Genomic DNA, 15,758 nt, shown 5'->3' on the forward strand with positions numbered 1-15,758 from the left:
AAAATGACCCCAAGTAAGCAGTAAGCGGTAAGCAGTTAGCAGATAAAGACTGCCTTTCCTGTTTACTGCTCACTGCTTACTGTTTACTATTTTCATTTCCCTTTGTGAGCGCCCCGCTCATGACGGTTCATCCGAAAATCCTCTACGGCGGGGTAAGAAAACCCCGCCTATCCATATCTATGAGGATAGGCGGGACTTTCTTGTCCCGCTGATTTTCATGGCCCTTTGTGAACCCTGGTTCATGACGGTTCATCCGAAAATCAATCCCATCCCCACCCTATCCCTCCCCTTGAAGGGGAGGGAATCAACATAGCCCCCTCTCCCTCAGGGAGAGGGAAAGGGTGAGGGTGGGGTTTTCATTGCCATTTGTGAGCCACCAGCTCATGACGGTTCATCCAAAAATCCTTCCGGCGGGGTAAGAAAACCCCGCCTATCCAGATGTATATCATCAAGGATAGGTGGGACATTCTTGTCCCACTCATTTTCATCATCCCTCATGAGCGCATAGCTCATGAGGGATCACCTGAATATCCTTGCTTCAATTTCCAAATCCTATATATAGCAATGGTCATACCAAATATTTGGAAATCATAATGTATTGAAAGTATTGATGTTTTCAGGTGTAGTCTTTTTAAAAAGACCATGAATAGAGTCACTTTTGAATGACGGTTGCGTCACTAATTAATGACGGTGTTGAGATTTTTCATGTCAACAGAATTTTTGCATAAAAATACACTTGACCTTTTTTTTAAAACAATGTTAGACTGACGCGTCAGTCTAACCAGACTGTCTTTATTTAAAGCGATTAATAAAGGGTGAGGCGGTTTAATGTCATTTGATGTTTCTGGTGGTGTTTCAGGGGATGGTTCTTTTTTCATAGGTCTTGATGTAGGCTCCACAACAGTTAAGGCAGTTGTTATTGATGCTGTTACTGATAAGACTGTCTGGTGTGATTATCAGCGGCATGAGACTATGCAGCAGTATAAGGTGCTTGAATTCCTTCAGGCAATCGAAAAAGCCTTCCCAAATAAAAAAGAGCTATTCCGTATCTTTGTAACCGGCAGCGGCGGCAGGACTGTTGCACCGTTTATCGGCGCCAAATTTGTTCAGGAGGTTAATGCGGTTTCCCTTGCCGTTGAAAAGCTCCATCCTGAAGCCGGCTCTGTTATTGAGCTTGGCGGGCAGGATGCGAAGATTATTATCTGGGTGGAAGACACGCAGGATGGGAACAAGAGAAAACTCTCCAGCATGAATGATAAGTGCGCCGGCGGTACTGGTGCTGTTATTGATAAGATTATTGCCAAACTCAGCCTGGGTAATAAAAATATTTCCACTCTAAGATATAAAGACATAAGGCTCCACCCTGTTGCCGGAAAGTGCGGGGTGTTTGCAGAGACAGATATTAACAGCCTGCAGAAACAGGGCATACCGCCTGAAGAATTAATGGCATCTCTCTTTGAGGCTATTGTACAGCAGAACCTCAGTGTTCTTACAAGAGGCAATACACTTAGACCTAATGTCCTGCTTCTTGGCGGCCCGAATACTTTTATCCCTGCTTTGCAGGAGGCGTGGCAGCACCACATACCAAATATGTGGAAAGAACGCGGCGTACAAATCCAGGATGGAGTTAATATAGAAGAACTCATCTATGTGCCGGATAATTCCCAATACTATGCAGCAATCGGGTCTGTGATTTATGGGAGGAGTGAGGATGAGAAGACAGGCAGATATAAAGGCACAAAGGAATTAGAAGAACATCTTGCGGAAGGACAAAAAAAATCCACACCAAAAGACGGGATGAGCGGTCTGACAAAAACCAGTGAAGAGCTTGGAAATTTCCTTAAAGATTTTAAAAAGGAACCATTCAAGCCTGCTGTATTTAAGGCCGCTGAAATTGTTCCTGCTTATATAGGGATTGATGGAGGTTCCACTTCTACAAAAGGCGTGCTGCTGAATAAGGATGGGGTGCTGCTTGCTAAATCATATCTACTCTCAAAAGGTAATCCGATTGATGATACAAGGGAGATACTGAAAGACCTGAGAAGACAGATAGAGTCACAGGGCGCATTTCTTGAGGTAAAGGGTGTCGGTACTACAGGTTACGCAAAGGATATGCTCAAAGAGTGTTTCAGTGCTGACGTTGCCATAGTTGAGACTGTGGCACATACCAGTTCTGCACTCTACTATTTTAATGAGGTGGATGTAATAGTTGATGTCGGCGGACAGGATATAAAGGTGATATTCCTGAAGAACCGCAGGGTCAGGGATTTCAAACTGAATACACAGTGCTCTGCAGGTAATGGATATTTCCTCCAGAATACTGCCGAGAAGTTCGGTTTCAATGTCACTGAATACAGTGAGCGGGCATTCAAGGCAGAACGTATGCCGCAGTTTCACTATGGATGTGCAGTCTTCCTTGAATCTGACATTGTAAATTTCCAGCAGCAGGGATGGGACAGGGAAGAGATAATGGCCGGACTTGCACATGTACTTCCAAAGAACATCTGGCTTTACGTTGTTCAGGAACCGAACTTACGAAAGTTCGGAAAGATATTTGTGCTTCAGGGAGGGACACAGCACAATCTTGCGGCAGTAAAATCCCAGTATGATTTTATAAAGTCCAGGGTACCTGATGCAGAGATACACGTACACAAGTACACAGGTGAGAGCGGTGCAATAGGGGCTGCACTTGAGGCTATCCGTATTGTTAAAAACAGGACAACTAATTTCATCGGTCTCGATGCAGCAGAAGATATAAGGTTTGCCGCCCTGAGGGATGAATCAACAAGATGCCATTTTTGCGAAAACAAATGCCAGCGTACTTTCATTGATATTGAGGGTTCTTACGATAACTCTTCTAAACGATACATAATTGCAAGTTGCGAGAAGGGCATTGCTGAAGATGTTAAAACAGTACAGGCTATTAAAAAGAGACTTGATGAACTCAAAAGGCAGAACCCGGATTTATCTGAATTATCAGCAAAAGTGCTGTTTAAGAGCAGGAAAGAAAACAATGAAGAAAGTCCAAAGTTCAAAGTTCAAAGTTCAAATGATATTGTAAAAACACGCAACCGGAAATCCACACTCGCAAATTTGAGATCATCAATATATTCCACATTCCGTACTCCGAAATCCGAAATCCGCACTAATAACTATGATATAGCTAAGATAAAGGTTGGTTTCCCCAGGGTACTCAATATGTACTCAGTCTCCCCTTTCTTCATAGCCTGGTTTGAAAAACTTGGTGTGGATTATAAAAATATAATATTCTCTGATTACACAAACCAGACTATGTATAAAGAAGGTTCGCGGCGCGGTTCAATTGACGGATGTTTTCCGGGCAAGGTTGCACTCTCTCACATACATAATCTTCTATATACAAAAAAGCAGAAACCGGATGTGATATTTTTCCCGATATTATTGAACCTGCCTTCAGAGTTAAAAAACACAACAGCCAATGCATCCTGTCCTACGGTAGCGGCTACGCCTGAGGTGGTAAAGGCAGCATTTACAAAGGAAGAAGACAGCTTCCTTAAAAACAACACAAGATTCCTGAATCCTCACTTTAACATGGCCGAACCAGCCCTGTTTGAGAGACAGATGTTCCTCTTTGGTTCTGAATTATTCGGTATCAGTAAAGAAGAAAATCAGGAGGCAATGGATGCCGGCTACCTTGCAATGGCGGCATACTCTAATGACTCACGGGAAAAAGCAAGTGAGATTCTTCAAAAGATAGAAAAGGAAAACAGGGTTGGTGTTGTTTTATTGGGCAGGCCGTACCACAATGACCCTGGCCTGAATCATGAGATATTAACAGAGATACAGAGATACGGTTATCCAATCCTTACAGTGGAGTCTTTACCTGTTAATAAAGACATCATTGAACGCTTATACGGGGAAGAATTAAGAAGGGGTGAAATATCTCATCCCATGGAAATCTCCGATGTATGGAAAAACTCATTCAGTGAAAACACAAACATAAAATTATGGGGTGCAAAGTACATTGCAAGACACCCCAATCTTGTTGCAGTAGACCTCTCTAATTTCAGATGCGGACATGATGCCCCGGTATATTCTGTTGTAGAAGAGATACTCTCTGCAACGAATACCCCCTACTTTACATTCCATGACATTGATGAAAATAAACCTACCGGCTCTATTAAGATAAGGGTTGAAACAATCCATTACTTCCTGCAGAAATATGAGGATGATTTGAAGATAAAAAATGAAATGGAGGAATTGGTATGGAACAGGTATTAGAAATCCCCAAACATTATAAAAAACCTATTGAACGGCCTTTCAAAAAAGCGGAAAGAGAAGGTACAACAATACTGTTTGGAGGGCTTACCTATACGCATGATTATCTTCTTGAAGGCGCGCTTAAAGGGATGGGTTACAATGCAAAATATCTCCCCATACCTGATAATAATTCACTCTCAGTAGGAAAAGAATACTGTAACCGCGGACAATGCAATCCTACATACTATACCGTCGGGAATCTCATAAAGTACCTGAAAGATATGCAGAATAATGGGATGGAAGACGTTGGAAATAAATTTGTGTTTCTTACAGCAGGGTCATGCGGACCGTGCAGATTCGGGATGTATGAATATGAATACAGGAAGGCATTGCAGGAGGCCGGTTTCCCTGACCTAAGGGTACTCTTGTTCCAACAAAAGAATGATTTTAATCAGGAGAAAGACACTGGAATAGAATTTACCCCGATGTTCTTTATTACCCTGCTGAAGACCATCATGATTGGAGACATGATAAATGAGTTAGGCTACAAGATACGGCCTTACGAGGTTAATCCGGGTGAAACTGATACATGTATTGCAGAATCAAGAAATGTACTCTATTCCACCCTGCAAAATAAGGGTTCAATTCCCAAGGCATTAAGGAAGATAAATAATCTCTTCTCTTCAATTCTGGTTGATTATTCAAGGGTAAAACCAAAGGTAAAGTTAACCGGTGAATTCTGGGCAATGACCACAGAGGGAGACGGTAACTATAAAATGCAGAGGTGGCTTGAATCCGAAGGCGCTGAGATTATTTCAGAGCCTGTGAGTAACTGGGTTGAATATATCTTCTGGGAACACACACAGCGGGCACAGGACAGGAAAGGGATACAAAAAGGGACTACCTCGTCTCTTATTCAGCTTGCAATTGCAAAATATGTGTTCAGGTATTTTTATAATAAATACAGGTCAATGCTGAGTTTGCGGCCTGAGGCCCTGCCGCAGCAACAAAAGATAGCCAATTACGCAGAAGCTTATTACAATACAAGGATATCCGGCGGAGAGGCATACATGGAAATCGGTAAACACATCATGTCATTCCGTGAGAAAAAGGCACATTTGGTTGTTTCAGTGAAGCCATTCGGATGTATGCCTAGCACCCAGAGTGACGGCGTTCAGGCAAAGGTAATTACAGACCTTAAGGACAGCCTGTTTGTCTCTGTTGAAACATCAGGAGACAGTGAGGTAAATGTTAAAAGCAGGATACAAATGAAACTTTACGAGGCAAAGGAGCGGGCAAGGAAGGAAGTCGGCGATATATTGAATAAGCACGGCGTCACATTGAAACAGGTTGAAGAATACTGCCGCAAAAAACCTATATCCGGCATAACCAGAATCCCTCATTCAACTGCAAGCACTACAAGTAATTTTATTGAGATGCGGGCCGGAGATATAAAAAATCTCGAGACATTTTCTTAGATTATTATTTTTTACCTATTCACTGCTTACTGCTTACTTTTATCTAAACCGACCTATCTTCAAATAGTGTCCCACATTCGCCTTTTTATCAATCATGGGAACTATAAGGCCACTGCTGCAAGTCATTATGGTCTGCACACCCGGACCATGCCCTGCGAGATGACTGTCTGTATGTATTACAATTCCCAGAGTTACTGCCCCCTCTTTGTAAGTCCATCCATAACTTGAGTCATGGTCTTGTATTAATACAAAGTCTCCGAGTCTAAGATCATCAAGACCTAATCTCCTGATTGCATCAAAATCTGAAGTCTGTATATCATAATCCCCCTTAAAAACGTCATTATGACCCAGACCTGAACCCATCAACATTCCGGGAACTACTGCAACAACCGGCACCTCTATTTTCCCATTATCTCCTCCAATTATCCCCATAACATTTAATATCTTTGGATCAAGGCTGAATATTTTAATATCAGGATATTCAGAAAAGGATAGCCCCTGTCCATAAGCATGAATGAGTATCTTGTCGTCCTGGGTGAGTTTATGTAGAATTGCATCATCAAAATCTACAATTACGTGCTCAACCCCGCCATGATGCCCTGTGACTATTCCCCTTGCCCCCTTTGCATCACCTGAAATAACATACGCATCATTGCCTATACATGAAAAGGTATTGAATGCACGGTTTGGATCCTTGTTGGGTTCCTTGGGGTCACTGCTGAAAGATACACAAGGCTCAATATGGTCACCAACAAGACCGAATACCGGGTCCCCAACCTTTACATTATATGTAATACCTCCAACGCTTGGTAATACAAGACTTTCACCTTTTCTTGTAAGCTCCCACCCAAAGCATCTTGGATACACAACACCCCCCTGCACAGCAAACTTAATCAACTGCCCTTCATTTGTCTTTAATTGCATACGATAGCTCCTTATCTATTTGTTCTATTATCTCTATCACATCATCAATAACCCATTGAGGGGTTGACGCACCGGCTGTTATTCCAACTTCCGTCACGCCAATGAACCAATCAGGTACAACCTCATCCGCTGTCTCTATATGTTTTGTCTTTGTATGCCTTTCACATATCTCCGCCAGCCTCTTAGTATTTCCACTATTCTTCCCTCCAACTACAATCATTAAATCCACCATGCGTGCAAGTTCATCAGCAGCATATTGATTACTCCTCGTTGCACCGCATATCGTATTTTTAATTTTCCATTTTAAACCGTTTGCCTTTATATATTGTTCAATCCTTTTGTACTTTGCAAATTCCTGTGTAGTCTGAAAGACAATTGCGGTGCGTTCAGAGGCATTGTTTGTAATTTCATCAAGGTCAGACACAACAAATACCTTACAATCAGGAACTTCAAATCGTGCATGCCCCACTATGCCCCGGATTTCAGCATGTCTTTCATCACCTACAACAAAAAGGTCATAACCTCGTTTACAAAATTCCACTGCATAATCCTGAACATCCTTAACAAACCGGCATGTAGCATCTACAATATTCAGAGAATGTTCGGTAGCCCTTTGATAATCTTCAGGCGGAAGACCATGGGCCCTTATCACAAGGTTTCCCCCGCTGTATTCGCCGAGTTCTTCAACAGACTCGATACCAAAATTTGATTTAAGGCGTTTTATCTCCTGAGGGTTGTGAATTAGAGGGCCATAAGTTTTTGTAGGCAGTGAGGATGCACTCGCTGTCTCGGTTGCCTTCTTTATAGCCTCTCTTACACCAAAACAAAACCCTGAATGTCGTGCAATCTTGATTTCTATCATTGTTTATTATTTTTGTTTTTTAATCTTTGAATTTTTATTTTATCTTATCTGGCCCCATTCTTGCAAATAATTTTAAATGGCCATAATGGCTAATTGATGTTTGACTTTTGGAGGCCGATACAATAATCTACATGTCAATGACAAAATTAAAGGATAAATTGTATATCAAGATGATATACCTGCTTACAATACTATCATTAATGTTAGTATTGTTCTCTCCTTCGTCATCCTTTTCTGAAACACCGTCACAAAATATTACAAATATGTCGGAGGTTGAGGTTGTGGATTTTCTGACAAATCTGACATCATCTTACACCGAAGGTGATGCAGAAAAGTACGCCTCTTTTTACTCAGACAGAGTTATAGAAAACGGCTTCGGTAAGCTTGAAGGCATCAAATCAGGTTATTTAAAAGATATAAATAACAATTCAGCATTTGTATTTGAGATAGAAATATCAGAGATTAAAACAATAGGAAATTACGCAATAATTAACGGGACATACCATAAGATATTGGTAAGCAAATCAGATGAAAAAACTATTGATTCATCCGGAAATATAAGGATAAAAATCAAAAAAGAAAAAGACTTAAAGATTGAAAAAATAGATTATGACAACTACATAACAAATGATTATGTTATCGGGCCTGAAGATGTAGTAGAAATATCCGTCTGGAAGGACAAGGACCTTTCAACAATAACCATTGTAAGGCCGGACGGGATAATTTCACTCCCTCTTATTGGAGATCAAACAGCAAGCGGTCTGACGGCAAAGGAACTTGGTGAGCTGATAGCAAATAAATTAGAAGAATATAAACAATCTCCAATTGTTTCCGTAATAGTTAGAGAGATAAACAGTAAGGCTGTATACATAACAGGTGAAATCCTTCGTCCCGGTAAATACCCTCTGAAGAGTGACACGACGATTGTCCAGGCCCTCACTCTGGGAGGTGGTTTTACTCAGTGGGCAAAAAAAGATAAGATCGTCATAATAAGAAAGAACCCTTTAAATTCAGAAGGAGACAGAATATCCGTCAGATATTCAGATATAATCTCAGGAAAAGATTTGAAGGCAAATATACTGCTTAAAAACGGGGATACTATAATCGTACCCTAATCAGTAGGCATACTTGGAATCATAGTAATACTTAGAGTAATTCACTTCCACATCATTTAATACAGCACCGATAACCTTTTCAGAAGGTATTGTTGAAAGGGCCCTCTTTACCATACTCTTAGGCGTTTTTCCTGCCTGAATAATCATCAATATCCCATCAACAAAATTAGAATATATGTTCATATCCACAAGGGGAAGAACCGGCGGTGCATCAATAATTATGTATTTATAACGTTCTTTTGCAATATTCAATATATCTTCCATTTTTGGTGATGAAATCAGTCTCGACGGGTTGCCGATCTTCTTCCCTGCAAATAACACAGTAAGTTTCCCTTCAAACAAGTTTATAGTAGCGGCATCCATTTCAATCCTGCCCTCTATTACATCAGACAGTCCGAATCCAGGAGAACGTTTAAGATAATCATGGATAGTCGGATTCTTTAGATCACCCTCAATAAGAAGCACATTTTCATCAAAGTCTTTTGCCATTGTAATTGCTAAGTTTATAGAAGTAAAAGACTTGCCCTCACCCTTTACTGAACTTGAAATAGCAAGGGTGTATGATGATTTATTCTGAACAAGTTGAGATATGCGGGTACAAAGGACACGATATTGCTCTGCTATCATAGAATACGGCTCTCTGATAGTTACGAGCCGGTTGTCAACCAAACCGCCGTTTCCTCCCCGGAATTCACGTTCCAGATGGGTATGGGCTATACTCTCTCCATCAATAGGAACCATCATCATCCCTTTATCATCCGGCTTTTTCCGCCTTAATAACCCGTTTCGCATGAAGTTAATCAGATTCATTTAATCCCTATCCCTATTCTTGGCACAGTTGCCAGTACAGGCAGGCCGACAACACTATATACATCCTCAGGTTTTCTGAATGAGGCGTCAATATACTCTAATAGAAATACAAAACCGGCACCGCTGCCGAGTCCTAGTGCAAGACCTACAAGTGCTATCTTCCTGCGGTCAGGTTTTGAAGGCTTTGTCGGTAAATTCGCAGGGTCAAGTATCCTGAATGCCTCACCCTTCTGCCTCTTTTCAAGGCTCTCAGCAAGCTGTGCATCAAGTTTTTTATTCAACAAACTCTGATAATTTGCTCTCGTATTTTCATAATCTCTCATCAGAACCGCCATCTTCTGTTCAATTGTAGGAATACGCTCAACACGTCCCTGAAGCGATGAAATATTCTTTGTTATCTCTTTTTGTTTATCCTTCAAACCTTTAATATCACCCACAGCATCCATCAACTGGTTTGATAATGTCATATACAGATTATTTTCAGATGCATTATGTGTCCTTCCCCTATTAACGGTATTACCTGCTGTGCCGGATTCCGTGCCTTTATCAGATACCTTACCCTCTTTTAGACCTTTCTCGATCTCTGCAATCTCGTTCTTTAATCTGATTATATCGGGGTGCCTTTCAGTATAAATAGCAGAAATTTGAGATAGGTCTTTCTGTAACTCAACAAGTCTTATCCTTTGCGGGTCAGGAGAATTGTCTATATTGGTACCTGTTGAAATACTTGCATTATAATCTGCAAGCTGTTTTTCAAGTATAATCTTTCTTTCCTCAGTCCCCCTCAGTAAATCAGTTGTTGTCTGAAGGTCGAGCTGAAGCCGGTCAAGGGTTCTAAGGTTTGTCTCAAGCTGAGATGGGAGTTGCCCCATATATCTCTCTTTAAATGCCTTAATTTGAGATTCCTGATCTTCCAGAACAGTTTTGAGACCCTGCAATTGGTTTTCCAGAAACTCAGTTGTACCTTCTGCCTGCTGTTCACGTGCCTTTAAATTCTCTTCTATAAATAACGACGCAAGCCTGTTAGTTACATTCATGGCTATTTCAGGATTGTCATTAATAAAAGAGATAGTAAATGCAGACAGCTCTTTTTTCTTTGGATCACCCTTAACATCTATCTCGATGTTTTTCCTCATTAATTCAACAGTCTCTTCAGAACCCATTTTTTCCTTCTTACCGCGGTATAGATCAAATTCTTTTATAACAGATTCAAGCCTTGTACGGCTCATAACCTGCTGACTTATGGTATTAAGGCGCTCCTGCACCTCCTCTGTCACAGTAGCTTTAACATAAGACTCAGGCACCTTTTGCGGTTCAACAAGGATTAAAGTTGATGATTTATACTCCGGCTTTATAATCACAAAGGAGAGGATAATTCCTATTATAGAGATAATGAACGGTACTATTAAAAACCACTTTCTCCGTAAAACAATCTCTATATAGTCTTCAATCTGTATCTGGCTCTGGCCATGATGATGTTCCATAATTATTCTTTTTCTTAACAATTATTCACGAATTACTATTTATCGTCTTATTCCGGGAGACAAACTCTCCCACCCCCTGATCCTCTGGCAAGACTCAGTGCGAATTCTGCCTTATGTAAGAGGGACTCAAGGTCGTTTGCATGGGTTGGGAAGCAGGCAGTTCCTATACTTGCAGTCAATGTTATTTCATGTCCATCCACCCTGAAAGCATAATTCTCAATCCTGTCTCTTATCCTATCCCCTACCTTAAAACATGCACGGCTATCGGCCTGATCTATTATTATAAAAAACTTATCATGACCAATTCTGCCGATACTATCGGTTCCCCTAACCTCTTCCTTGACAAGAGCGGCCAATTTTTTAAGAAGCAGGTCTTCCTCCTCATTAGATAAGTCATAAGGAACTTTGTCCCTTTGTAATACCATTAAAGAAAAGAAGTAGAGGTACCTTGCGGCCTTCTTAACCTCAAGATCAAGCAGGTATCCGAAAAATTCTCTATTAAGGGTTTGAGTCAGTCTGTCAAACATCAATTGCCCTTCATTCATAAAAAGTCTTGGTGGACTATACAATGGTGTCATTTTATTATGATGTTATAATTACGTTCCTTGCTTAGAAATATGCAATATCAATGCCACTAAAAGACAGTGGTTAGTGGCAAGTGATTAGTGATTAGAAAAAATAATAACATAAGGATAAAGCACAGCATTTTCACTATCCACTAACCACTATCCACTAACCACTGTCTTCTTATGGGTAATCCCCTTACTATTAAAAGAAAGTCTCTTCCTTTTTTTTACTCTAATAGGTTATATTGTCTCATCTTATGAAACAGGGTCTTATAGCTTATACACAAAAGCTCTGCAGCCCTTCTTTTATTCCACTTACAAGCGACCAAGGCATTCCTGATTGCCTCTTCCTCTGCTTTTTGTACAGCCTCCTGAGCAACTTCTTTCAAGCTGTACACCTTATTATCCTTAGATAAACCGGAAGAAGGTCTATCATCATTGTGTTCTTTTATATTATCCTGGCGTGCCTCTTTCTTCTCCACTACCTCAATCTGACTGATAAGTTCAATCTTTTCACTGTCCAGTACTATAATCCGTTTCACAACATTCTCAAGCTCCCTAACATTACCAGGCCAGTGGTATGCTATAAACTTAGCCATAATCTCTTTTGACAGGGTTCGTGCAACCTTATTGTATAAGTTGCAATACTTATGTAAAAAGAATTCGGATAAAACAGGTATATCATCTCTTCTCTCTCTCAAAGGAGGCATAGTTATACTAACAACATTAAGCCTGTAGAAAAGGTCTTCCCTGAATGTGCCGGATACAACACTCCTTTCAAGATTTTTATTCGTAGCAGCAATAACCCTAACATCCACTTTTACTTCCTTACCGCCTATCTTAGAAAATTCCCCATCCTGAAGCACTTGAAGTAATTTAACCTGCAAAGAATGGGGTACATCACCAATTTCATCAAGGAATATTGTCCCGCCGTTGGCAAATTCAAATTTACCAGGGTTTCCCCTGTATGCCCCTGTGAATGCCCCCTTTTCATGACCGAAAAGCTCGCTTTCAAGAAGTCCTTCGGGGATGGCAGCGCATAGAACTTTAACAAATGGCTTACTCTTTCTTTTTGAACACCTGTAAACTGACTGTGCAGCAAGTTCTTTTCCTGTACCGCTTTCTCCACGGATAAGTACGGTTATATCAGGTTCTGCAACTCTTTGGATAATATTCTTTACCTCTAATATACGTTTACTATCTCCTAATATCAGCTTATTAATAATCTCCATGTCCGCGTCATCTTCGTTATTACCGGATTTACTTACAGCCTTTAATTCCTGATTGCCTTTCTTAATGCACCGTGATATTATCTCTTCCAATTCCGTATAGTTATATGGCAGTTTTATAACTCCATCAACATCAGCGCTCACAGCTTCAATAACACCTGTTATAGATGTTAGAAGGAGTACTGCAATGTTCCTGCTTATTTCTTTAATATTTGATACAGCGTTTTTCAGATGTATGCCGGGAACGCCGGCATCAAGGATTACAAGGGATGGATTAACATCTGCGATAATCTTTAATCCCTCGTCATATTGATTTGCAGAATGTATTTTTATCCCGGAATGTTCTATAACTGATTTTAGATTATTGTTCTGAACAGGGTCTGAAATTATAAGTAGAATTACAGTCGTAATATCCATGGTACACCTCATTAAAATACGAAGACGTACGATAATGGTTTAGTAAAAAAAGAGTTTTCTTTCTATATGGGAAATTGGTTACACATTTTATTAACATCATGTTCACAGGTATGCACTATTTTACAGAAATTAACTACTAAGTCAAATCAAAAGATAGCTAACACTGGAGGAATCATTATATGAAGACAAGACTATTTGTGTTTTTCATTCTGATAATCTCGATAATCGCCTGCAGCAGCCCTGAACAGAAGAGTGAAAAGCACCTTCAACAGGGGAAAAAATATTATGACAGCGGTAAGTTTAATGAGGCTGTAATCGAATTCTCGAATGTGGTAAAACTGACACCCAAAAAGGCAGATGGACATTATCGTCTCGGTCTTGCACATTTAAAATTCGGCAGAATCCAAAACCTCCAGGCAGCTTTTAAAGAATTAAGTGAGGCCATCCATCTTGACCCTAATATCATGGACGCACATATTCAACTCGGCAATCTCTTTGTCCTCTCAAGAGAATATGATAAGGGAAAGGAAAAGGCTGCCCTTGTCTTAAAGAAGGAACCAAATAACATAGAGGCTCATCTCCTTTTGGGTAACTCCCTTGCAGGACTGAAGAAAAACAGTGAAGCTATAGCAGAAATAAAAAAGGCGATAGAGCTTGCTCCAAAAAGAGTTCAATCATATCTAAATCTGGCCGGATTATACATGTTTCAGAATGACTTATCATCAGCAGAAAAGGTTTTCAAAGAGGCTATTGCAATTGATAACAAGTCTGTACAGGCACACCTGGCACTTGCTAACCTCTACCTTGCAAAGAAAGATGTATCATCTTCTGAGAATGAATTTAAAGAGACAATTAAAATAGACCCTAAAAATTTAAATATGCATATTACTCTTGGAAATTTTTATGTATCTCAAAAGAGGTTTAATGAGGCAGAGGCAAAATACGAGGAGGCATCAAAAATAGACCCTAAAAATCCAATGCCGCAGGTTGTCCTTGGAGACTTTTATTTATTCCAGAAGAGAGAAGATGCAGCAGTAAAGGCATATCAAAAGGCGGATGAGATAAAACCTGATGTGTTAATTGCAAAAAAGAAACTTGCATCTTATTACATATCAAAAACCAAGTTTGATGAGGCATCAGGTTACATAGAAAATATACTAAAGAAAAATCCAAAAGATTTAGAAGGACGCCTGTTGAAAGGAAAAATCTTAATTTCAAAATCAAAAGGCCGTGATGCTGTCACAGAACTACAGGATGTTGTTAAGAATGAACCGCAGTGGGCAGAGGCACGATATTTTCTGGCTCAGGCATATATACTCTCCGGTGAATTAAACATGGCAAAGAGCGAGCTTGCTGAGGCATTAAAGGTCGCTCCTAATTCTGCGGATGCAAGGACAAGCCTTGCAGATGTGTATCTCCGCAACCATCAGAATGATGATGCAATTACTGAAGCGAAAAAGGCACTGTCACTGGACCCTAACAACCAGACTGCCAAAATGATTCTTGGGGATGCGCTTATAGGCAAAAAGGATATAGGAGGGGCATTAACTCAATTCACGGAATATACTCGCACATCACCGAATAATCCAATGGGGCATTTTCGTGTTGGAATGATCTTAAGGGCACAAAAGAAAAATGCAGAGGCCATGACTGAATTTGAAAAGGCATTATCTCTAAGCCCTAAGTCAGCAGAGATACTGGGCCAGATAATGGGGATGATGATGGAAAAGGGTGACACTGATAAGGCAATAGATAGGGCAAACAAACAATTAATAGTTTCTCCTAAGAATGCCCTTATATATAACCTGATAGGGAAGGCATATATGTCAAAAGGGAATAAGGCTAAGGCAGAGGATAATTTTAATAAGTCTATTGAAATGGACAAAAATAGCCTTGCCTCTTATATGGATTTAGGAGCCTTGTATACAAGAGATAAGGATTATGATAAAGCCGTTGCAAAATTTGAAAATGCAATCAGGGTAAACCCAAACTACCTCCCTGCTTATATGATAATAGGTACTATATACGACGCTCAAAAGAAGTTTGATAAATCGAAAGAATACTATGAAAAAGCAATAAAGATAGATGCTAACTTTGCTCCGGCCGCAAATAATCTCGCATGGTTATATGCTGAACATGGCGGTAACATAGATATTGCATTAGACCTTGCGCAAAAGGCTAAAGAGAAACTCCCCGAAGACCCTGGTGTATCCGACACACTCGGATGGATATATTACAAAAAGAACGCCTATCTTAAAGCAATCTCTCATTTAAAAGAAAGTTCTGGCAAACTCGGCAACAACCCTACAGTCCGTTATCATCTTGGTATGGCTTACTATAAGAACGGGGATAAAACACAGGCAAAAAGGGAACTTGAGGCGGCACTTAAACTAAGCCAGAACTTCGATGAGGCAGAGGATGCAAGGAAGACCCTAAAAAATATTAAATAGATGAATATTAAATAGCAAGGGAGGAGGGTGAATTAGATAGAATTAAAGTAACCGTTCACGGGTTAAAAAGGCACTCCTTAAAAAAGCACTTCCTGAAATTCCATCAATTTTTTCACCAAGTTTTAAAAGCTTAGAATGACCTACTAAACAAAACTTGCGTTCCAATTCCGGATAGGCTATATTA

The 15,758-nt window shown here is 40.2% G+C and carries 10 protein-coding genes; 4 read left to right on the forward strand and 6 right to left on the reverse strand.

Features of this window, described 5'->3' with window-relative positions:
• The first annotated feature begins 828 nt into the window (after positions 1-828).
• Together HZA08_12215 and HZA08_12220 are read left to right on the forward strand one after the other, a co-directional pair.
• A complete protein-coding gene (locus tag HZA08_12215) occupies positions 829-4,260 on the forward strand; it encodes a CoA activase (GenBank protein ID MBI5194186.1) in 3,432 nt (1,143 codons plus the stop codon).
• Positions 4,245-5,717, forward strand: a complete 1,473-nt coding sequence (locus HZA08_12220) for a hypothetical protein (protein MBI5194187.1) — start codon at positions 4,245-4,247, stop codon at positions 5,715-5,717. The genes HZA08_12215 and HZA08_12220 overlap by 16 nt, the downstream gene beginning before the upstream one ends.
• 39 nt (positions 5,718-5,756) lie before the next feature.
• On the opposite strand, the gene HZA08_12225 is transcribed toward HZA08_12220, so the two are convergent.
• Together HZA08_12225 and ispH are read right to left on the reverse strand one after the other, a co-directional pair.
• Positions 5,757-6,641, reverse strand: a complete 885-nt coding sequence (locus HZA08_12225; protein MBI5194188.1) for a DUF4438 domain-containing protein — start codon at positions 6,639-6,641, stop codon at positions 5,757-5,759.
• Entirely contained in the window at positions 6,622-7,503 is an 882-nt protein-coding gene (gene ispH, locus HZA08_12230) for a 4-hydroxy-3-methylbut-2-enyl diphosphate reductase (protein ID MBI5194189.1), read from the reverse strand. Before ispH ends, HZA08_12225 begins: the two co-directional genes overlap by 20 nt.
• Positions 7,504-7,640: 137 nt before the next feature.
• Here ispH and HZA08_12235 point away from each other — a divergent pair, with 137 nt between their 5' ends.
• Positions 7,641-8,618: a polysaccharide biosynthesis/export family protein gene (locus HZA08_12235; protein MBI5194190.1), complete on the forward strand. Its 978-nt coding sequence runs from the start codon at positions 7,641-7,643 to the stop codon at positions 8,616-8,618.
• Here HZA08_12235 and HZA08_12240 read toward each other — a convergent pair whose 3' ends face one another.
• The 4 genes from HZA08_12240 to HZA08_12255 all read right to left on the reverse strand — a co-directional run bounded on the left by HZA08_12240 (position 8,619) and on the right by HZA08_12255 (position 13,124).
• Entirely contained in the window at positions 8,619-9,410 is a 792-nt protein-coding gene (locus HZA08_12240) for a CpsD/CapB family tyrosine-protein kinase (protein ID MBI5194191.1), read from the reverse strand. It abuts the gene before it with no gap.
• Positions 9,411-9,424: 14 nt separating this feature from the next.
• Positions 9,425-10,912, reverse strand: coding sequence for a hypothetical protein (locus HZA08_12245; protein ID MBI5194192.1), 1,488 nt, complete (start codon positions 10,910-10,912; stop codon positions 9,425-9,427).
• A 47-nt stretch (positions 10,913-10,959) separates the two neighbouring features.
• A complete protein-coding gene (locus HZA08_12250; protein ID MBI5194193.1) occupies positions 10,960-11,457 on the reverse strand; it encodes a GGDEF domain-containing protein in 498 nt (165 codons plus the stop codon).
• A 248-nt stretch (positions 11,458-11,705) separates the two neighbouring features.
• A complete protein-coding gene (locus HZA08_12255; GenBank protein ID MBI5194194.1) occupies positions 11,706-13,124 on the reverse strand; it encodes a sigma-54-dependent Fis family transcriptional regulator in 1,419 nt (472 codons plus the stop codon).
• A gap of 179 nt (positions 13,125-13,303) precedes the next feature.
• Here HZA08_12255 and HZA08_12260 point away from each other — a divergent pair, with 179 nt between their 5' ends.
• On the forward strand, positions 13,304-15,574 hold the full coding sequence (locus tag HZA08_12260) for a tetratricopeptide repeat protein (protein ID MBI5194195.1): 2,271 nt from the start codon (positions 13,304-13,306) through the stop codon (positions 15,572-15,574).
• Positions 15,575-15,758: the final 184 nt, after the last annotated feature.

It is taken from the genome of Nitrospirota bacterium (genome assembly GCA_016212215.1).
Lineage (GTDB): Bacteria > Nitrospirota > 9FT-COMBO-42-15 > HDB-SIOI813 > HDB-SIOI813 > JACRGV01.

What these genes read in the sequence shown, in the direction of transcription:
- HZA08_12215 (MBI5194186.1), top strand. Translation starts at nt 829, where the DNA reads ATGTCATTTGATGTTTCTGGTGGTGTTTCAGGGGATGGTTCTTTTTTC.
- HZA08_12220 (MBI5194187.1), top strand. Translation starts at nt 4,245, where the DNA reads ATGGAACAGGTATTAGAAATCCCCAAACATTATAAAAAACCTATTGAA.
- HZA08_12225 (MBI5194188.1), bottom strand. Translation starts at nt 6,641, where the DNA reads ATGCAATTAAAGACAAATGAAGGGCAGTTGATTAAGTTTGCTGTGCAG.
- ispH (MBI5194189.1), bottom strand. Translation starts at nt 7,503, where the DNA reads ATGATAGAAATCAAGATTGCACGACATTCAGGGTTTTGTTTTGGTGTA.
- HZA08_12235 (MBI5194190.1), top strand. Translation starts at nt 7,641, where the DNA reads ATGACAAAATTAAAGGATAAATTGTATATCAAGATGATATACCTGCTT.
- HZA08_12240 (MBI5194191.1), bottom strand. Translation starts at nt 9,410, where the DNA reads ATGCGAAACGGGTTATTAAGGCGGAAAAAGCCGGATGATAAAGGGATG.
- HZA08_12245 (MBI5194192.1), bottom strand. Translation starts at nt 10,912, where the DNA reads ATGGAACATCATCATGGCCAGAGCCAGATACAGATTGAAGACTATATA.
- HZA08_12250 (MBI5194193.1), bottom strand. Translation starts at nt 11,457, where the DNA reads ATGAATGAAGGGCAATTGATGTTTGACAGACTGACTCAAACCCTTAAT.
- HZA08_12255 (MBI5194194.1), bottom strand. Translation starts at nt 13,124, where the DNA reads ATGGATATTACGACTGTAATTCTACTTATAATTTCAGACCCTGTTCAG.
- HZA08_12260 (MBI5194195.1), top strand. Translation starts at nt 13,304, where the DNA reads ATGAAGACAAGACTATTTGTGTTTTTCATTCTGATAATCTCGATAATC.